Raw genomic sequence first — 20,658 nt, 5'->3', positions numbered from 1 at the left:
GTTTTATGAGAAAGGGATTTTTCAGGCGAAAAGCCGATGCCGTCCTGGGTATCGACATCAATGACGCCGGCATCAAGCTGGTGGAACTGGAGGTTTCAGGCGTCGGCTTCAGCGTCCGGGGTTACGCCACGCAGCAGTTGCCGGCCCATGCGGTGGTCGACAGCAGCGTGATGGATTTCGATGCCGTCGCACAGGCACTGTCCAGGGCGCTGGTACAGGCGCATACCTCGCTCCGACATGCCGCCGTCGCCGTCGCCGGGCCTTCGGTGATTACCCGTGTGCTCGAGATGGACGCAGGGCTCACTGAGGCTGAAATGGTGCGTCGAATCTACTCGGAAGCAGACCAGTACATTCCTTATCCGTTGGAGGATGTGGCCATCGACTTTCAGGTGCAGGGCCCTTCGTCCCGTGATCCTCAGTGCGTCGATGTGCTGCTTGTCGCCTGCCTCAAGGAACAGGTCGAGGCCCGTGAGGCGGTTTTGGACCTGGCGGGCCTGGGGACGCGGATCGTGGATGTCGAAGCATTTGCATTGGCTCGCGCGGGCAGGCAGGCTTCGGACAGCATCACGCCGGGCCGTCGTGTCGATGGCGCGCAATGGGCCGTGGATGCCCAGGGAATGGGAGTGGCCTGCGGGTTGGCCCTGAGGAGTTTCGACTGATGACACGAATCAACCTGCTGCCGTGGCGCGCAGAACGGAATGAGCGGCGGCGCAAGTATTTTCTGGTGTTCTTGCTGGGTGCTGCGGTTGTGGCGCTGGCTGCGGTATGGCTGGCAGACCAGGTGATCGATCGCGCAATTGATCGGCAATTGGCCCGCAACAGCCAGTTGAGCCAGGGCGTGACCGGGCTCGACTCGCGAATGAAAGCGATCGACGAGCTGCATGAGCAACGCCAGCAGTTGATGGAGCGGATGAAAGTTGTGCAGGGTTTGCAGGACGACCGTTCGGCGGGTGCTCAGTTGTTGGATCAACTGGCCCGTGCCGTTCCGGAAGGTGTGCAATTGCGTGAAGTCAGCGTTGATGGTGGTTCTGTCTCGATCAGCGGCACTGCCGAATCGAACCAGGACGTTGCTCAGTTCATGCGTGGTCTCGAGGCTGCCGACGCCTTGCAGTCGCCCCGGCTTCAACGGGTTCGCGGCGCGCAAGCGGGCGACGGCAATGGCTTTCAGTTGACGGTTCGCCATGGTCATTCGGATGAGGCAGGCCAATGAGAGGGGCGTCAGGCCTGCCAAGGCTGACGGAACTCGACATCGCCCAGCTCTACCGAAACGCCGCCGACTGGCCGCTGCCGGGCAAGGCTTTGCTGGGTGGCGCGGTGGTTTGCCTGCTGTGGGTAGCGGGCAACACCTTCTACTTGAGCGGGGCACGAGAGCAATTGCGCCAGCTGGAGGCGCAGGAAGTGGTGCTTGAGCAGCAGGTTGCGCTGAAGACCGTTCAGGTGGCCGGACTGGAGTCTCAGGCCCGTGACCTCGAAACGATGCAAGGCCGTTTCACCAACCTGTTGCGGCAACTGCCTGCCGATACCGAAGTGCCCGGCCTGCTTGAAGACATTGGCCGCCTGAGTGCCACCAATGGCTTGGTGCTGGAAGCCATCGACCTGCTGGATGACCAGCCTCGCACCCTGTACATCGAGTCGCCCATGCAGATAGGTGTCACCGGAGCCTTTCACGATCTGGCGGCGTTCATCAGCGGCATGGCGGGCATGCCAAGGATCGTCACGGTGCATGACTTGGCGTTCAGCCATGTTGATCCCTCAGGATTGCGCCTCAGCCTGGTAGCGAAGACTTATCGCTACAACCGTCAAGCGGATGATGATCTGGAGGCTGATTTGCACCAACCGTCGCCGGCGCTCGCCGAGCCAGTTGCCTACGATTTTTCATCCTTGCGCGATCCTTTTCAGTCGCCCTCTCGTCAGCGGGTGCGGCCCGCTGGGCAACCGGCCGCTGGACCTGATTTCGACCGGCCGCGCGGAGTTCTTGAAAGCGTCGCCCTGGATCAGTTTGAAATGGTTGGAACCTTGTCCCTTGGTACACAAACCTTCGTGCTGCTGCGCGGCGCGTCGTCTGTCTATCGGTTGGCAATCGGCGATTACCTGGGGCCGGACCACGGGCGCATCACGGCAATCCACGACTCCCATGTCGAACTGGCCGAGCTTTTCCCGGATGGCCAGGGCGCTTGGTTGGAACGCTTGCAAACCCTTGCACTGAACGTGAACTCATAACGGAAACAAACAATGAAAAGGACTTTTTCGTCCTTCGGTGTGGCGCTATGGATAGCGTTCACGGCACCGATGGTCATGGCTGTGCCCAATCGAATCGACCTGATTCACCTGCCGCCACCTGGTAATACGCCCCTGAGTACCGAGCGCGTGGCATTTACCGGTGACAAGCTGTCCCTCAACTTCCAGAACATCGAACTGCGCGCGGTGTTGCAGCAGATTGCCGACGTTGCCGGCCTCAACCTGGTGGCCAGCGACGACGTGCAGGGTTCGATCACCTTGCGCCTCAAGGACGTGCCTTGGGATCAGGCGCTGGATCTGGTGCTGCAAACCAAGGGGCTGGATAAACGTGTGACGGCCAATGCGCTGCTGGTCGCGCCGGCCGAGGAGTTGGCCGCCCGCGAGTTGCTGGTGCTGGAGTCGCGCAAGCAAATGACCGAGCTGGCACCGCTGCGACGTGAGCTGCTGCAAGTGAATTACGCCAAGGCTTCGGACCTGGCCAAGCTGTTTCAGTCGGCCGTGGGCCTGGAAGGTGCCACCGATGAGCGCGGCTCGGTGGCGGTGGATGATCGCACCAACAACATCATCGCCTACCAGACCCAGGAGCGGCTGGAGGAGCTGCGCAAGATTGTGGCGCAACTGGATATTCCGGTAAGGCAGGTGATGATCGAGGCTCGGATCGTTGAGGCCAATGTGGATTACGACAAAAGCCTTGGCGTGCGCTGGGGTGGGCAGGTCAATCGGGGTAACTGGAGCGCTGGCGGGATCAGGAAACCGCTGGCCGAAGGCGCCGAGCCGCCTGAAAACCCGCCCAGCTCGCCGTTTGTGGACCTGGGTACGGTCAACGGCAGTGCCGGCCTGGGCATCGCCTTTATCACCGACAACCTGTTGCTGGACCTGGAGCTCACCGCCATGGAAAAAACCGGTAACGGTGAAATCGTCTCGCAGCCCAAGGTCGTCACTTCCGACAAGGAAACCGCACGAATCCTCAAGGGCACCGAGATTCCCTACCAGGAATCCAGCTCCACCGGTGCTACCTCGGTGTCGTTCAAGGAGGCCTCGCTGTCATTGGAGGTAACGCCGCAAATCACCCCGGACGGCTGGGTGAACATGGAGGTCAAGGTCACCAAGGACGAGCCTGACTACCTGAACAAACTCAATGACGTGCCGCCGATCAAGAAAAACGAGGTTAACGCCAAGGTGCTGGTGAGGGACGGCGAGACCATCGTGATTGGTGGAGTTTTCTCCAATACTCAAAGCAAAGTGGTAGATAAAGTGCCATTTTTGGGCGATGTGCCGTATCTTGGCCGCCTTTTCCGGCGGGATGTGGTTTCGGAGAAAAAATCCGAGCTGCTGGTGTTCCTGACTCCGCGTATTATGAATAACCAGGCGATTGCTGTGAGTCGTTGATTCTGTGCGAAATTTGATTCTTGTTGGACCGATGGGGGCTGGAAAAAGCACCATCGGCCGTTTGCTGGCCAAAGAGCTGCGCCTGCCATTCAAAGACTCCGATAAGGAAATTGAATTGCGCACGGGTGCCAATATCCCGTGGATCTTCGATAAGGAAGGCGAACTGGGCTTTCGCGACCGCGAGCAGGCGATGATTGCCGAGCTGTGTGGCTGTGACGGCGTGGTATTGGCCACCGGCGGCGGCGCGGTGATGCGTGATGAGAATCGTCGGGCACTGCATGCCGGAGGTCGCGTGGTTTATCTGCATGCTTCTGTCGAACAGCAGGTGGGCCGCACCGCTCGCGATCGCAATCGCCCGTTGTTGCGTACCGCCGACCCGGCAAAAACCCTGCGGGACCTGCTGACGCTGCGCGATCCGCTGTATCGGGAAATCGCCGATCTGGTGGTGGAAACCGATGAGCGGCCGCCACGAATGGTCGTTCTCGACATTCTTGAGCGCCTGGCGCAGTTGCCACCCCGTTAAAGCCAGAGCCGAAATGCGCTATTCTCGGCGGCGCGTCATGACCGTCCGAGTTGTGGCGTAGAGCCATCAGGCAGCGTCAGATCCCGACGTTGCCGACAACGTTAACGTAGGGCAATACGCCTGCTTTCATCTTCAACGCGGGGACACATGCAGACACTTAAGGTCGATCTTGGCGAGCGCAGCTACCCGATCCATATTGGCGAAGGTTTGTTGGACCAGCCCGAGTTGCTTGCCCCGCATATTGCCGGGCGGCAAGTGGCGATCATCTCCAATGAAACGGTCGCGCCGTTGTATCTTGAGCGTCTGAGCCGCAGCCTCGCGGCGTATTCGGTGATCTCGGTGGTGTTGCCCGACGGCGAGGCCTTCAAGACCTGGGAAACCCTGCAACTGATCTTTGATGGCCTGCTGACTGCCCGTCATGACCGTCGCACCACCGTAGTAGCGCTGGGTGGCGGAGTGATCGGCGACATGGCCGGCTTCGCGGCCGCCTGCTACCAGCGCGGCGTGGACTTTATCCAGGTGCCGACCACGTTGCTGTCCCAGGTCGATTCGTCGGTGGGCGGCAAGACCGGCATCAACCATCCGCTGGGCAAGAACATGGTCGGTGCGTTCTATCAGCCGAATGTGGTGCTGATCGACACCGCCACCCTCAACACCCTGCCGCCCCGAGAGCTGTCGGCGGGCCTGGCGGAAGTCATCAAGTACGGCCTTATCTGCGACGAGCCGTTCCTGACCTGGCTTGAAGAGCATGTCGACGCCCTGCGCTCCCTCGACCAGGTGGCGCTGACCGAAGCGATTTCCCGCTCCTGCGCTGCCAAGGCGTTGGTGGTGAATGCCGACGAACGTGAGTCGGGCGTACGCGCTACGTTGAACCTCGGCCACACCTTCGGCCATGCGATCGAGACTCACATGGGCTATGGTGTGTGGTTGCATGGAGAGGCCGTAGCGGCTGGCACGGTGATGGCATTGGAGATGTCGCAACGCCTGGGCTGGATCAGTGCCCAGGAGCGTGATCGCGGGATCCGCCTGTTCCAGCGCGCCGGGTTGCCGGTCATTCCTCCCGAGGAGATGACTGAGGCAGATTTTCTCGAACATATGGCAATAGACAAGAAAGTGATCGACGGTCGACTGCGACTGGTGCTGTTGCGCCGAATGGGCGAAGCGGTAGTGACCGACGATTATCCGAAAGAGATTTTACAGGCCACGCTGGGAGCGGATTACCGCGCCCTGGCCCAGCTTAAAGGTTAATAAGATCCCGATGACTAGTTTGCATGCCGACGAGGCGTTCCTCGGCCATTACCAGTTAAGCCACGACCCTTTTGCTCCACGGGTGCCTGGTTTCAAATTTTTCCCTGCGCAACGCAAGCCGGTGCTCGGGCAGTTGCACCACCTCGCGCGCTACAGCCAGCTGTTGCTGGTGGTTACCGGCCCTCTGGGCAGCGGCAAGACTTTGCTGCGCCAGGCGCTGGTGGCCAGCACCAACAAGCAGTCTGTGCAGAGCGTGGTGGTTTCCGCCCGTGGTGCCGGTGATGCGGCGGGCGTGTTGCGCCAAGTGGCCCAGGCCCTGGACGTGTCCTCTGCCGAGCCGAATGCGATCCTCAAGCAAGTGGTACAACTGGGCCTGACCGGCCAGGAAGTCTACCTGCTGGTGGACGACGCCGAGCAGCTCGACGAATCCGCCCTGGAAGCGTTGCTGGCCCTGGCGGCCGGTACGCCTGAAGGTCGTCCGCATGTGTTCCTGTTCGGCGAGTCTTCGCTGATTGCCGAACTTGAGCAGATCAGCGGCGAGCAGGAGCTGTTCCACGTCATCGAACTGCAGCCTTACGAAGAAGAAGAAACCCGCGAATACCTCGCCCAACGGCTGGAAGGCGCAGGGCAGGGCATCGAACTTTTCTCTGCTTCGCAGATCTCTGATATTCACGAAAGCTCCGACGGCTGGCCTGGCACCATCAACCAGGTTGCCCGCGATGCCATGATCGAAGCCATGATTGCCAGCCGCTCTGCGGTCAAGCGTCCAAAGATGGGGTTCACTATGCCTAAGAAGCACGTATTGGCAATTTCTGCCGTTGTCGTGGTCGCTGTCGCCGCCGCCTGGTTGATTCCAGGTCGCAACAAGGCCCCGACCACCGCTGGCGCGCCAACCGAACAGGCGCAGTTGCCACTGGGCAAGCCAACACCGAACGTTGAGTTCGCCAACTCCGGCCAACCGACCAACTTGCCGATGGTTGGCCAGCCAGTGATGCGCGGCCCGCTCGCCGAAGAAGCCGGCGGGATTTCCGAAGGCGACGACGGCGTGCCGGTAGAGGGCTCCAGCGCCACGCCGCCGACCGTGACCACCACCGCGCCACCTGCGGGCGTGCCGGCGGGTCAGCCAGCTGCCAAGCCAGCACCGGCTCCGACGCCTGCGCCGGCTCAAGTCGCTACCGCCAAGCCAGCGCCAGTTGCGAAGCCAGTAGCCCCGGCGCCGGTGGCCAAACCAGCGCCTGCCGCCAAGCCTGCTGAAAAACCTGTGACCGTGGCCAAGGCCGGTGCCGCCGGCAGCAGCTGGTACACCAGCCAGCCTACCGGTAACTTCGTGGTGCAGATCCTGGGTACCAGCTCCGAAGCCAACGCCCAGGCGTTCGTGAAAGAGCAGGGCGGCGAGTACCGTTATTTCAAGAAAGTGCTCAACGGCAAGCCTCTCTTCGTGATCACTTACGGCAACTTCTCCAGCCGCGCAGCAGCTGAATCCGCTATCAAGGCCTTGCCAGCGAAGGTTCAGGCTGGTAAACCTTGGCCTCGCACTGTCGCCAGCGTCCAACAAGAACTGGCAACAACTCGCTGAAGATCCGGCGGCCTTACCCAGGCCGCCCTCTCGGCACCTCAAAAAAAACAACACAGCGTGCAGCCCTGAAGGCCGCGCGCTTTGTGGTGTCTGCGTCACAGTAGCTTTTGAGTCGTAGCGGTCAGAATTAAAAAAGTTTTGACTAGCACAGCATATCGCTTTAAACCTTTCATAAATGCGACATAGATTTGCGACATTTCGTCGCTAAATTTGTGAGCGTCTGTGTCGGTGTGTACAATGACCTCCCTTTTGCCCCCGCTAAGCCGGCGTACGTTCGGCGTGGAAGGTAACCGGTTGAATTGAAAAGAAATTTGCCTCGAAATAAGAGGCAGCCTGGTGAGAAAGTGTCTATGAAAGCAGGTCTGTACCAACCCGATGAATTCAAGGATAACTGCGGTTTCGGCCTGATAGCCCATATGCAGGGCGAGCCCAGTCATACCCTTTTGCAAACGGCCATCGAGGCCCTGACCTGCATGACCCACCGCGGTGGGATCAACGCCGACGGCAAGACCGGTGACGGTTGCGGCTTGCTGATTCAAAAGCCCGACCAGTTCCTGCGCGCAGTCGCCAAGGAGCATTTCGGCGCCGATTTGCCCAAGCAATACGCCGTGGGCATGGTGTTCTTCAACCAGGACCCGGTAAAAGCCGAAGCCGCTCGCGAGAACATGAACCGCGAGATCCTGGCCGCCGGCCTGCAACTCGTCGGCTGGCGCAAAGTGCCGATCGACACCAGCGTACTTGGCCGCCTGGCCCTGGAGCGCCTGCCACAGATCGAACAAGTGTTCATCGCAGGCAGTGGCCTGAGCGACCAGGACATGGCGATCAAGCTGTTCACATCGCGTCGTCGTTCGTCCGTGGCCAACGCCGCCGACACCGACCACTACATCTGCAGCTTTTCCCACAAGACCATCATCTATAAAGGCCTGATGATGCCGGCGGATTTGACCGCCTTCTATCCAGACCTGAGCGATGAGCGCCTGCAAACCGCAATCTGCGTGTTCCACCAGCGCTTCTCCACCAACACCCTGCCGAAATGGCCGCTGGCCCAGCCATTCCGCTTCCTCGCCCACAACGGCGAGATCAACACCATCACCGGCAACCGCAACTGGGCCGTAGCCCGTCGCACCAAGTTCGCCAACGACCTGATGGACCTGGAAGAGCTCGGCCCGCTGGTCAACCGCGTGGGTTCCGACTCCTCCAGCATGGACAACATGCTCGAACTGATGGTCACCGGCGGCATCGACCTGTTCCGTGGCGTGCGCATGATCATTCCACCCGCGTGGCAGAACGTTGAGACCATGGACCCCGACCTGCGGGCGTTCTATGAGTACAACTCGATGCACATGGAACCGTGGGACGGCCCGGCCGGCGTAGTAATGACCGACGGTCGCTACGCCGTGTGCCTGCTCGACCGTAACGGCCTGCGCCCGGCGCGCTGGGTGACCACCACCAACGGCTTTATCACCCTGGCGTCGGAAATCGGCGTGTGGAACTACAAGCCGGAAGACGTGATCGCCAAAGGCCGTGTCGGCCCGGGCCAGATCCTGGCCGTGGACACCGAAACCGGTCAGATCCTCGACACCGATGCCATCGACAACCGCTTGAAGTCTCGTCATCCGTACAAGCAATGGCTACGCAAGAATGCCCTGCGCATCCAGGCAACCATGGAAGACAACGACCACGGTTCGGCTTTCTACGACGTCGACCAGCTCAAGCAGTACATGAAGATGTACCAGGTCACCTTCGAAGAGCGTGACCAGGTGCTGCGCCCCTTGGGTGAGCAGGGTTACGAGGCCGTCGGTTCCATGGGCGACGACACGCCAATGGCCGTGCTGTCCCAGCGCGTGCGCACGCCGTACGACTATTTCCGTCAGCAGTTCGCCCAGGTGACCAACCCGCCGATCGACCCGCTGCGCGAAGCCATCGTGATGTCCCTGGAAGTGTGCCTCGGTGCCGAGCGCAACATCTTCCAGGAATCGCCTGAGCACGCTTCCCGCGTGATCCTCAGCTCGCCGGTGATTTCCCCGGCCAAGTGGCGTTCGTTGATGACCCTGGATCGCCCGGGCTTCGACCGGCAGATCATCGACCTGAACTACGACGAGAGCCTCGGCCTTGAAGCCGCTGTGCGCAACGTCGCCGATCAGGCTGAAGAAGCCGTGCGCGCCGGTCGTACCCAGATCGTGTTGACCGACCGTCATATTGCCCCGGGCAAGCTGCCGATCCACGCCTCCCTGGCCACCGGCGCAGTGCACCACCGCCTGACCGAAAAAGGCCTGCGTTGCGACTCCAACATCCTGGTTGAAACCGCCACAGCCCGCGATCCGCATCACTTTGCGGTATTGATCGGCTTCGGCGCTTCGGCGGTGTACCCTTTCCTCGCGTACGAAGTACTCGGCGACCTGATCCGTACCGGTGAAGTCCTGGGCGACCTCTACGAGGTGTTCAAGAACTACCGTAAAGGCATCACCAAGGGCCTGCTGAAGATCCTGTCGAAGATGGGCATCTCCACCGTCACTTCGTACCGTGGCGCACAGCTGTTCGAAGCCATCGGCCTGTCGGAAGAAGTCTGCGACATGAGCTTCCGTGGCGTGCCAAGCCGCATCAAGGGCGCACGTTTCGTCGACATCGAAGCCGAGCAGAAAGCCCTGGCAGCCGAAGCCTGGAGCGCGCGCAAGCCGATCCAGCAAGGCGGCCTGCTGAAGTTCGTCCACGGTGGCGAATACCACGCCTACAACCCGGACGTGGTCAGCACCCTGCAAGCTGCCGTGCAGCAGGGCGACTACGCCAAGTTCAAGGAATACACCGCGCTGGTGGATAACCGCCCGGTGTCGATGATCCGCGACCTGTTCAAGGTGAAAACCCTGGACACGCCGCTGGCCATCAGCGAGATCGAGCCACTGGAATCGATCCTCAAGCGTTTCGACTCCGCCGGTATTTCCCTGGGCGCCTTGTCGCCTGAGGCTCACGAAGCCCTGGCCGAAGCCATGAACCGCCTGGGTGCGCGTTCCAACTCCGGCGAAGGCGGTGAAGACCCGGCGCGCTACGGCACCATCAAGAGCTCGAAAATCAAGCAGGTCGCTACTGGCCGTTTTGGTGTAACTCCGGAATACCTGGTCAACGCCGAAGTGCTGCAGATCAAGGTTGCCCAGGGCGCCAAGCCGGGTGAAGGCGGGCAACTGCCAGGCGGCAAGGTCAATGGCCTGATCGCCAAGCTGCGTTATGCAGTGCCGGGCGTGACCCTGATTTCGCCGCCGCCGCACCACGACATCTACTCCATCGAGGATTTGTCGCAGCTGATTTTCGACTTGAAACAAGTCAACCCGCAGGCCCTGGTCTCGGTGAAACTGGTCGCAGAAGCCGGCGTGGGCACCATTGCCGCCGGTGTGGCCAAGGCCTATGCCGACTTGATCACCATCTCCGGCTACGACGGCGGCACTGGCGCTTCGCCGCTGACCTCCATCAAGTACGCCGGTGCGCCGTGGGAACTGGGCCTGGCTGAAACGCACCAGACCCTGCGCGGCAACGACCTGCGCGGCAAAGTCCGGGTGCAGACCGACGGTGGCCTGAAGACCGGCCTCGACGTGATCAAGGCCGCGATCCTCGGCGCCGAAAGCTTCGGCTTCGGCACCGCGCCCATGATCGCCCTGGGCTGCAAATACCTGCGCATCTGCCACCTGAACAACTGCGCCACCGGCGTGGCGACCCAGAACGAGAAGCTGCGCAAGGACCACTACATCGGTACCGTCGACATGGTGGTGAATTTCTTCACCTACGTCGCCGAAGAAACCCGTGAGTGGCTGGCCAAGCTGGGCGTGCGTTCGCTGGAAGAGCTGATCGGCCGTACCGACCTGCTGGACATCCTCGAAGGCCAGACCGCCAAGCAACAACACCTGGACCTGACGCCGCTGCTGGGCAGCGATCACATCCCGGCGGACAAGCCACAGTTCTGCCAGGTTGAGCGCAACCCGCCGTTCGACAAGGGCCTGCTGGCCGAGAAGATGGTCGAGATGGCCACTTCGTCGATCAACGACGCAAGCGGCGGCGAATTCGCTCTGGATATCTGCAACTGCGACCGTTCCATCGGCGCACGTATCTCCGGCGAAATCGCGCGCAAGCACGGCAACCAGGGCATGGCCAAGGCGCCGATCACTTTCCGCTTCAAGGGCACCGCTGGCCAGAGCTTCGGCGTGTGGAACGCCGGTGGCCTGAACATGTACCTCGAAGGCGACGCCAACGACTACGTGGGCAAGGGCATGACCGGCGGCAAGCTGGTGATCGTTCCGCCGGTCGGTAGCGTCTACAAGACTCAAGACAGTGCCATCATCGGCAACACCTGCCTGTACGGCGCAACCGGCGGCAAGCTGTTTGCTGCCGGTACGGCCGGTGAGCGGTTCGCAGTGCGTAACTCCGGTGCCCACACCGTGGTTGAAGGCACCGGCGATCACTGCTGCGAATACATGACCGGTGGTTTTGTCGCGGTGCTGGGCAAGACTGGCTACAACTTCGGTTCGGGCATGACCGGCGGTTTCGCCTACGTGCTCGACCAGGACAACACCTTCGTCGACAAGGTGAACCACGAGTTGGTGGAGATCCAGCGGATCAGCGGCGAAGCGATGGAATCCTATCGCAACCACTTGCAGCATGTGCTGGACGAATACGTTGAGGAAACCAACAGCGAATGGGGTCGTAACCTCGCTGAAAACCTCGATGACTACCTGCGTCGTTTCTGGCTGGTCAAGCCCAAGGCTGCCAACCTGAAATCGTTGCTTTCCAGCATCCGTGCCAACCCGCAGTGATATGCGCCTGAAGAGTTTGATGAGGTTTTAACATGGCTGAACGTCTGAATAACGACTTCCAGTTCATCGATTTCGGGCGCAAAGATCCGAAGAAGAAACTGTTGCGTCAACGCAAGAAAGAGTTCGTGGAAATCTACGAACCCTTCAAACCCCAGCACTCGGCCGATCAGGCCCACCGCTGCCTGGGTTGCGGTAACCCGTATTGCGAATGGAAGTGCCCGGTGCACAACTTCATTCCGAACTGGCTCAAATTGGTGGCCGAGGGCAACATCCTCGCCGCCGCCGAGCTGTCGCACCAGACCAACACCTTGCCGGAAGTGTGCGGCCGGGTCTGCCCGCAGGATCGTCTGTGCGAGGGTGCATGCACCCTCAACGACGGCTTCGGCGCGGTGACCATCGGTTCGGTGGAGAAGTACATCACTGACACCGCGTTCGCCATGGGCTGGCGCCCGGACATGTCCAAGGTCAAGCCGACCGGCAAGCGCGTCGCGATCATCGGCGCGGGCCCTGCGGGCCTGGGCTGCGCCGACGTGCTGGTACGTGGCGGTGTGACCCCGGTGGTGTTCGACAAGAACCCGGAAATCGGTGGCCTGCTGACCTTCGGCATCCCCGAGTTCAAGCTGGAAAAAACCGTACTGAGCCATCGTCGCGAAGTCTTCACCGGCATGGGTATCGAGTTCCGCCTCAATACCGAAATCGGCAAAGACGTGACCATGGAACAACTGCTCGAAGAATACGATGCCGTGTTCATGGGCATGGGCACCTACACCTACATGAAGGGCGGCTTTGCCGGTGAAGACCTGCCGGGCGTGTACGACGCTCTGGACTTCCTGATCGCCAACGTCAACCGCAACCTGGGCTTTGAAAAGTCGCCGGAAGATTTCGTCGACATGAAAGGCAAGAAGGTCGTAGTGCTGGGCGGTGGTGACACTGCGATGGACTGCAACCGCACGTCGATTCGCCAGGGTGCCAAGTCGGTGACCTGTGCCTACCGTCGTGACGAAGCCAACATGCCGGGCTCGCGCAAAGAGGTGAAGAACGCCAAGGAAGAAGGCGTGAGATTCCTCTACAACCGCCAGCCGATCGCTATCGTCGGTGAAGACCGCGTCGAAGGCGTGAAAGTGGTCGAGACCCGTCTCGGCGAACCGGACGCCCGTGGCCGTCGCAGCCCTGAGCCGATCCCGGGTTCCGAAGAGATCATCCCGGCAGACGCCGTGGTCATCGCCTTTGGTTTCCGCCCAAGCCCGGCGCCGTGGTTCGAGCAGTTCGAAATCCAGACCGACAGCCAGGGCCGCGTGGTAGCCCCGGAACAAGGCCAGTACAAACACCAGACCAGCAACCCGAAAATCTTCGCCGGTGGCGACATGGTTCGCGGGTCTGATCTGGTGGTGACGGCCATCTTCGAAGGCCGCAACGCCGCCGAAGGTATCCTGGATTACCTGCAGGTCTGACCCCGATCCCGGATTGAAATGGGATCAAAATGTGGGAGCGGGCTTGCTCGCGAATGCGGTATATCAGTCACCAGATGTGTTGGCTGACCCACCGCTTTCGCGAGCACGCCCGCTCCCACATTTGTTTTGCGACACTTTCATATCCGCGACAAATTGACCCGATAGACAAAAGGCACGGCTCTTGCCGTGCCTTTTGCGTCGCGCTCTGAGAAAATGCCCGCACTTTTTTTGCGGATGCCGACATGACTGCCCTCAAGAACGACCGTTTCCTTCGTGCCCTGCTCAAGCAACCTGTGGACGTCACCCCTGTGTGGATGATGCGCCAGGCCGGTCGCTACCTGCCGGAATACCGCGCCAGTCGCGCCCACGCCGGCGACTTCATGAGCCTGTGCATGAACCCGGAGTTCGCCTGCGAAGTCACCATGCAACCGCTGGACCGCTATCCACAGCTGGACGCGGCCATCCTCTTCTCCGATATCCTGACCATCCCTGACGCCATGGGCCAAGGCCTGTACTTCGAAACCGGCGAAGGCCCGCGTTTCAAGAAAGTCGTCAGCACCCTGGCCGACATCGAAGCCCTGCCGATCCCTGATCCACACAAAGACCTCGGTTACGTGATGGACGCCGTCAGCACCATCCGCCGCGAGCTGAACGGCCGCGTGCCGCTGATCGGCTTCTCCGGCAGCCCGTGGACCCTGGCCACCTACATGGTCGAAGGCGGCTCGTCGAAAGACTTCCGCAAGACCAAGGCCATGCTCTACGACAACCCGCAAGCCATGCACCTGCTGCTGGACAAGCTGGCGCAGTCGGTCACCTCCTACCTGAACGGCCAGATCATGGCCGGCGCCCAAGCGGTGCAGATCTTCGATACCTGGGGCGGCAACCTGTCGGCGGCGGCGTATCAGGAATTCTCCCTGGCCTACATGCGCAAAATCGTCAGCGGCCTGATCCGCGAACACGAAGGCCGCAAAGTGCCGGTCATCATGTTCACCAAGGGCGGCGGCCTGTGGCTGGAAAGCATCGCCGACGCCGGCGCCGACGCGCTGGGCCTGGACTGGACCTGCGACATCGGCGAAGCCCGTCGCCGCGTGGGCAGCAAAGTCGCGCTGCAAGGCAACATGGACCCGACCGTGCTGTACGCCAAGCCGGAAGCCATCCGTACTGAAGTGGGGCGCATCCTCGCCAGCTACGGCAAAGGCAGCGGTCACGTATTCAACCTTGGCCACGGCATTACGCCTGAAGTTGATCCGGAGCACGCGGGCGCATTCCTGCGGGCGGTGCATGAGTTGTCGGCGCAATATCACGAGTAATCTCCCCGCATGAATGAGATCACCCTCTTTTTAGCAAGAGGGTGATCTTTCAGAATCAATATTTATCTATTGCGTTATTCTTCGGAAAGTTATTCTTTTCGGAGTTTTGTGCGTGTGTTTTTTGGGTTATAAATGCAGGGTGTTGTAAGAGTTATCTTTCGGCTAAGTAGTACATTGTTAGTTTAGGAACTTTCAAATGGTTTAAATAGATTTATCCTACATAAGTTTTATTTGTGCTCCGTAAAATTCCCTCTCGATCAATCAGTATTAAGAAAACGCAGTCCGTTTCATTTAGCACGGGTTTTGTTGAATAGTGATGAAGAGTATGAATTTTATGAATGAAAAAAACGTATTGCAGTGGGGTGGTTTATCTTCGTTGGCCTTGCTGAGTGTATTGCTGATGCCCGCGCAAACCGCGTTGGCTCATGGTTACTTGAATGATCCTCCGTCGCGGGCGTTTCTCTGCCAGAAAGGCTTGAACAAGGACTGCGGCGGTGCTCAGTACGAACCGCAAAGCGTCGGTGAAACCTTCAAGGGCTTTCCAGCCGGTGCAGGCGGGGCGCCCTTGCAGGGACCGGTTGACGGCAAGATCGCCAGCGGCGGCATCGGCCTGTTCTCGGCCATGGACGCGCAGTCCGCAACCCGCTGGCACCAGACCGAGATAAAAGACCGAAACATTACGTTCTCCTGGCACTACACCGCAGCCCATCCGGCCACCAAGCACGAGTACTTCATCACAAAAAATGGCTGGAACCCGAACGAATCGCTCAAGCGTGCTTCGTTTGAGAGCACACCTTTCTGCACCAAGGATGGCGGCAATGTCCTGCCGGTTTCCGGTGAGAGGCAAGCGTGTGTAATCCCGCAAGACAAGAACGGGTCACACGTGATCCTGGGGGTCTGGACCGTTGGCGACACCGATGCTGCGTTTTACAACGTGGTCGACGTGAATATCCTCGCCGAGCCAGAGTTGCCAGGTGGCTGGACGAACGTGGGCAGCATCAGTCCCTCGGCTACCTTGCTCCCGGGCGACAAGGTCAAGGCGCGGGCGTTCACGACCAGTGGCGAGAGCGCTGCGCACACCGTGGAAATCGGTATCGACAATGCGCAGGAAGGCCTACCGCAGAACTGGGCGTTCAAGTTGGCTGAAAAAATCAACGCCACCCAGACCCTGATTCAAGCGGGTATACGCAACGAGCAGGGCGGCATTGCCCCGGTCAAAGGTCAGAATAATCTGTTCGCACAGAAAGACAGTGGCGTAGTCCGCTACGAACTGGCGCTGGACGTTAAGGAAGACACCGAAGCCCGTATGGCATTGTCGGCGATTGCCAGCGAGTACGTCCTGGAAAAGGGTCTGACAAAGATGCGCTTTGCCATGATCGCCAACCGCGACATGAATATCGAAGCCACCTTGTTCAATACCAGCAACAAGCCCGTAGGCACGATCAAGACCCTGGCGAAGGGCAACAGCAACTGGCTTGAAATGGATGTACGCAGTGAGCCTGGCATTCACCACATGATACTGCTGGGTACTACCGAAGATGGCCGCACCACTCGCCAAGACACCCAGCCGGTGAACCTGACAGGTGAGGGTGGCGCGAAGGACTATCACTTTGTATTCCCTGACGGCCTGGCCAGTTATGAAGCCGGCACCCGTGTACTGCACCCGCAAACCGGTGAAGTCTATGAGTGCAAGCCGTTCCCGGCATCGGGCTATTGCAAGCAATACATTCCAACCGCAAATGGTTTTGAACCGGGTGTAGGCCATCACTGGCAAACCGCCTGGGACCCCATCTAAACGTTGTGCTGAACAGGCCCAGGGCAAGTTGCTTTGAACTTGCCCTGGGCAGCTTTTGCTGAACAGGTAGTTGATGAATATTGGGTTTCAGCAGATGAAGAGTTTTGGTTATTCAAAGGCTCAGACTGCACTTCATTGGCTGTCGGCTGTTGTTGTCGTGTGGCTATTGTTCTTCGGGCCTTATGTCTCGCAACTTACAGTTGAATGCTTAACTGCGCAGCGGGCAGAGTTTGTTAATGGGGCGTTGGCTACATTATATATTCCAATAGTTGTGGGGCTTTACTGTTCTTTTTTTCAAGGCGGCTCGTGTCTTGGCAGTAAACGCTCCCGTGCTGTTGATCTTGGTGACCCTGCTCATTGGTGCGGTGATCAAGCACGCCCTGTTCGGTCTTCGGGTGCTCAGAAACATGGCTTTTCGTTAGTCGAGCTACAAGTGACAACGTGGTGAAGCATTCAATGTCACGTTTTCTCCTGCTCAAGGTGCTCGCCATGACCCTGACCAGTGGCTACGGGCTGATGTTGGCGTGGCAGGAATGGCAGTTTCGACAAGGGCAGGCGGCGGTCGTCCAGGCGCCTGTGCCCGTGAATACCGTGCAGGTGCCCGCCCCCCTCAACACCCTGGCCGTAGCGACTGTACTGGGCATGACAGCCCACGGCAGCCTTTTGAACAGCGCCGAACCGCTGACCTTGCGCGGCACTTTGATAGCCAGTGACAGCGAGTCCCGTGCGTTGCTGGCCGGGCCTGAAAGTGAACGTTTTTACCGGGCCGGCGAGCGGTTGCCCGGAGGCAGTCTGTTGCGCCGCGTTGAGCCGGGGCACGTAGTGCTTTGGCGGCAGGGGCGTGAAGAGGTGTTGAGGCTGCGGCCCGTTGGCGAGCGTTTTCTCCAGGTCCTCGAGTCGCCGCCTGCAGAGGCACTCCCGGACCCCACTGCACGTCATCTAAGGCCAATGGCCGAACAACCCAGGAGTGATTAAGCCCATGAACACCTTGAGGTGTCACGTCATGCGCTGCATTGTCGGCGTGGCCTGTATCGCCACCTTGTTCAACCTGGGCGCAGTGCAGGCACAGGAACAACGCTGGCAGTTGACGATGAACAATGCCGAATTGCGCGATGTGGTCGAGGAAATATCCAGCATTCTCGGCACTACGGTGATCCTCGACCCGAAAGTCCAGGGCCGAATTACCGTCATGTCCCGTCAGGCGCTGGACCGCGAAGGCGTGCGGCGGCTGTTCTACAGCGTGCTGGATGCCCATGACTTCAGCGTGATCGATCAGGGTGACCAGATCCTTATTGTCCCGGTCGCACACGCCAAGTCGCGATCCGGGACTGAGAATGGGCGCACACCTGCCTCTGCGCAGTTCATCACGCAGGTTATGCCGCTGGGCATCAGCAATGCTTCTGATTTGGCCGGCCTGGTGCGACCGCTGATCTCACCCAACGGCTATGTTGGCCCGTCGGTATCGGCCAATGCACTCGTGGTTACCGACACAGCATTTAACGTGCGTCGCATTGGTGAGGTCGTCCGGCAGCTGGACTCGGGCGCGAGGAATACCCATGAGCTGGTGGAGGTGCGCCACGGCGTGGCGGCAGACATCGCACAGCTGATGGAGGCGTCCATCGGCAAGCAAAATGCCGACAGCGGGATTCAGGTGCTGGCCGATACCCGCAGCAACCGACTGCTGATCGTCGGCCCGCCGGTTGTGCGCCAACGCCTGGTGCAACTGGCCCGCGGCCTGGACACCTTGGCCCCGGCGCGGCTGGACAATGCCGGGGTGATCCGCCTGCGCTACAGCGACGCCAAACAATTGGCCGACGTGCTCGACACCCTGGGCCAAGGCATGAAGCAACCCACTTCTACCAGCCTGAAAGACAGCGCCGGTGCCACGCCCTTTATGGTGCGCGCCGATGAAAACCAGAATGCCCTGGTTATCGTTGCCGAGCCTGCGCAGTTACGTACCCTTGAGGGGATCGTCCGAGAATTGGACCAGCCACGGGCCCAGGTGTTGATTCACGCGGCCATCGTCGAAATCTCCGGGGATATTTCCGAAGCACTCGGCGTGCAATGGGCATTGAACGGCAACAAATCCTCGGGGCTTATCAACTTCCCCGGTACCGGATTGCCGGTTGTCGGGGGCCTCAAGCTTGACGAAAAAACCATCGTTCCAGAAGGCGCCGTGCTCAAGCTGGGAGGCGATCATTTCAGTGCATTGGTGACGGCCCTGGCGAGCAACAGCCGCAGCAACCTATTGTCGACTCCCAGCCTGCTGACCCTGGACAACCAGCAGGCGGAAATCATCGTCGGCCAGAACGTCCCGTTCAAGACCGGCTCCTATGCCACCAACAGCAGCGGTGCAGACAATCCCTTTACCACGGTCGAGCGCAAGGATGTTGGCATCAGCCTCAAGATCAAGCCCTATATCAATGAAGGCTCGACCCTGCGCCTGGAGGTCGAGCAGGAAGTCTCCGATATTGCACCGGCGGTCTCCGGCGTCGACTCCTCGGACCTGATCACCAACAAGCGCGCGCTCAAGAGCACGATCCTGGCCGATGATGGTGAGATCATCGTGATCGGTGGCTTGATCAAGGACAGCGTGCGCACCCAGCAAAGCGGCGTGCCGTTGCTGCGCGATATTCCGTATCTGGGGGCGTTGTTTCGCTGGAGCAGGGACACCCAGACGAAAAGCAACTTGATGGTATTCCTGCGCCCGACCATCGTGCGCAGTGGGCAGGACCTGTCCGGCATCAGCCAGCAGCGTTATCAGGACCTGCGGGAACTGAGCCGGCCGACGCCACGGCAAAATCATTCGCTGCAGTTGCCCGACGACGCCGGACAATTATTCGACCTGCGTCAGCAGGAAGCTGCGGAGCAATGAAGCGGTTGCCCTTCGGCTTTGCCCGGCGTTTCGGCGTGTTGCTCGAAGGTGTGGCGCCGCAACAGCACCTGTTGGTTCGCAATGACGCGCCGTTGTCGGCCCTGGCCGAAGTCCGTCGCCTGATGGGGCGCGAGCTGCCGCTGCAGGTCATCACCGCCGAAGCGTTTGCGATACGCCTGGCCGAGGTTTACAGCGAGGGGCAGAGCGCCGCCGAGCAAGTAGCCCAAGGGCTCGACGATGAGCTGGACTTGCTCAGCCTGGTGGACCAGGTGCCGCAGACCGCCGACTTGCTCGAGCAGCAAGGCGACGCGCCGATTATCCGGCTGATCAACGCCTTGCTCAGCGAGGCGGTGCGAGAAAAGGCCTCGGATGTGCATCTGGAAACCTTCGAGCACACGTTGTCGGTGCGCATGCGAGTGGATGGGCAACTGCGGGAAATGCTTCGCCCAAGGCGCGAGTTGGCGACGCTGCTGGTGTCGCGGATCAAGGTCATGGCGCGCCTGGATATCGCCGAAAAGCGTGTCCCCCAGGACGGCAGGATGGCCCTGCGCCTGGCGGGCCACGAAGTGGATGTGCGGGTTTCCACGCTGCCCTCGGCTCACGGTGAACGGGTGGTGTTGCGCCTGCTGGACAAGCACGCAGGCCGCCTGCAATTGACCCGTTTGGGCATGTCGCCGCAGACCCTGGCCGGGCTGCATTTTCTGCTGGGCAAACCCCATGGCATCTTTCTGGTGACCGGCCCCACCGGGTCGGGCAAAACCACCAGCCTGTATGCCGCGCTGACCCACCTCAATGACCAGACTCGTAACATCCTCACCGTCGAAGATCCGATCGAGTATCACTTGCCGGGCATAGGCCAGACGCCGGTCAATCCGAAGGTCGAGATGACGTTTGCCCGCGGCTTGCGCGCGATCCTGCGCCAGGATCCGGACGTGGTGATGGTCGGCGAAATTCGCGACAGCGAAACCGCTGAAATTGCGGTCCAGGCCTCGCTCACCGGGCACTTGGTGCTGTCGACCCTGCATACCAACAGCGCCATCGGCGCCGTCACCCGGCTGGTGGACATGGGCGTTGATGCCTACTTGCTCGCTTCATCCCTGGTGGGGGTGTTGGCCCAGCGGCTGCTGCGCACACTGTGCCCGGCCTGCAAGGTTCCGGTTATGGCGGACGCCGCTGTGTGCCAGCGCCTGGGGCTCGATGCGGGGCAGTCGCCCCAGCTGTTCAGGCCCGGAGGCTGCGGGGATTGCCAGCAAGGGTATCGCGGGCGCATTGGCATCTATGAACTGGTCAGCGTGACACCGGCGCTGTCCGCGCTGATTCATCAGGGCGCCAGCGAGCAAGCGCTGTTGGCCGAGGCGCGCCTTGCGTCTCCCAGTCTGTTTCAGGATGGCCGCCGGCTGGTTCTTGACGGACTGACCAGTGTCGATGAGCTGCTGCGGGTCACTCAGGAGAATTAG

General features: G+C 60.3%; 14 protein-coding genes. All 14 read left to right on the top strand.

Going from position 1 to position 20,658, the window contains the following annotated elements; translation table 11 throughout:
- Positions 1-5 precede the first annotated feature (5 nt).
- The 14 genes from pilM to gspE all read left to right on the top strand — a co-directional run bounded on the left by pilM (position 6) and on the right by gspE (position 20,658).
- A complete protein-coding gene (gene pilM, locus HBJ59_RS05730; protein ID WP_167662969.1) occupies positions 6-659 on the top strand; it encodes a type IV pilus biogenesis protein PilM in 654 nt (217 codons plus the stop codon).
- Complete coding sequence (locus tag HBJ59_RS05725) at positions 659-1,210, top strand: PilN domain-containing protein (RefSeq protein ID WP_167662968.1); 552 nt, start codon at positions 659-661, stop codon at positions 1,208-1,210. Before pilM ends, HBJ59_RS05725 begins: the two co-directional genes overlap by 1 nt.
- Positions 1,207-2,220 carry a pilus assembly protein PilP gene (locus tag HBJ59_RS05720; protein ID WP_167662967.1) on the top strand — a complete coding sequence of 338 codons (1,014 nt, stop codon included), beginning with the start codon at positions 1,207-1,209 and terminating at the stop codon, positions 2,218-2,220. Before HBJ59_RS05725 ends, HBJ59_RS05720 begins: the two co-directional genes overlap by 4 nt.
- A gap of 69 nt (positions 2,221-2,289) precedes the next feature.
- Complete coding sequence (locus HBJ59_RS05715) at positions 2,290-3,627, top strand: type IV pilus secretin PilQ (protein ID WP_167663435.1); 1,338 nt, start codon at positions 2,290-2,292, stop codon at positions 3,625-3,627.
- Between the two features lie 4 nt (positions 3,628-3,631).
- Positions 3,632-4,150: a shikimate kinase AroK gene (gene aroK / locus HBJ59_RS05710; protein WP_003209345.1), complete on the top strand. Its 519-nt coding sequence runs from the start codon at positions 3,632-3,634 to the stop codon at positions 4,148-4,150.
- Positions 4,151-4,297: 147 nt separating this feature from the next.
- Positions 4,298-5,398 carry a 3-dehydroquinate synthase gene (gene aroB, locus HBJ59_RS05705; protein ID WP_167662966.1) on the top strand — a complete coding sequence of 367 codons (1,101 nt, stop codon included), beginning with the start codon at positions 4,298-4,300 and terminating at the stop codon, positions 5,396-5,398.
- Between the two features lie 10 nt (positions 5,399-5,408).
- A complete protein-coding gene (locus tag HBJ59_RS05700) occupies positions 5,409-6,974 on the top strand; it encodes an SPOR domain-containing protein (RefSeq protein WP_167662965.1) in 1,566 nt (521 codons plus the stop codon).
- A 350-nt stretch (positions 6,975-7,324) separates the two neighbouring features.
- On the top strand, positions 7,325-11,770 hold the full coding sequence (gene gltB, locus HBJ59_RS05695) for a glutamate synthase large subunit (RefSeq protein ID WP_167662964.1): 4,446 nt from the start codon (positions 7,325-7,327) through the stop codon (positions 11,768-11,770).
- 32 nt (positions 11,771-11,802) lie between these two features.
- Positions 11,803-13,221, top strand: a complete 1,419-nt coding sequence (locus HBJ59_RS05690) for an FAD-dependent oxidoreductase (RefSeq protein ID WP_167662963.1) — start codon at positions 11,803-11,805, stop codon at positions 13,219-13,221.
- A 242-nt stretch (positions 13,222-13,463) separates the two neighbouring features.
- A complete protein-coding gene (gene hemE, locus HBJ59_RS05685; RefSeq protein ID WP_076015450.1) occupies positions 13,464-14,531 on the top strand; it encodes a uroporphyrinogen decarboxylase in 1,068 nt (355 codons plus the stop codon).
- A gap of 334 nt (positions 14,532-14,865) precedes the next feature.
- Positions 14,866-16,326 (top strand): N-acetylglucosamine-binding protein GbpA, encoded by a 1,461-nt coding sequence (gbpA, locus tag HBJ59_RS05680; RefSeq protein ID WP_256670786.1) that lies wholly within the window; start codon positions 14,866-14,868, stop codon positions 16,324-16,326.
- A gap of 456 nt (positions 16,327-16,782) precedes the next feature.
- Positions 16,783-17,301 carry a type II secretion system protein N gene (locus HBJ59_RS05675; RefSeq protein WP_256670785.1) on the top strand — a complete coding sequence of 173 codons (519 nt, stop codon included), beginning with the start codon at positions 16,783-16,785 and terminating at the stop codon, positions 17,299-17,301.
- A gap of 4 nt (positions 17,302-17,305) precedes the next feature.
- Entirely contained in the window at positions 17,306-19,201 is a 1,896-nt protein-coding gene (gene gspD / locus HBJ59_RS05670) for a type II secretion system secretin GspD (protein WP_167662961.1), read from the top strand.
- Positions 19,198-20,658, top strand: coding sequence for a type II secretion system ATPase GspE (gene gspE, locus HBJ59_RS05665; protein WP_167662960.1), 1,461 nt, complete (start codon positions 19,198-19,200; stop codon positions 20,656-20,658). Before gspD ends, gspE begins: the two co-directional genes overlap by 4 nt.

Origin of the sequence: Pseudomonas sp. AN3A02 (assembly GCF_011765255.1) — a bacterium.
Taxonomy (GTDB): Bacteria; Pseudomonadota; Gammaproteobacteria; order Pseudomonadales; family Pseudomonadaceae; genus Aquipseudomonas.
The sequence above is the reverse complement of the archived record's forward strand: the minus strand, read 5'-3'. Positions and strand labels throughout refer to the sequence as shown.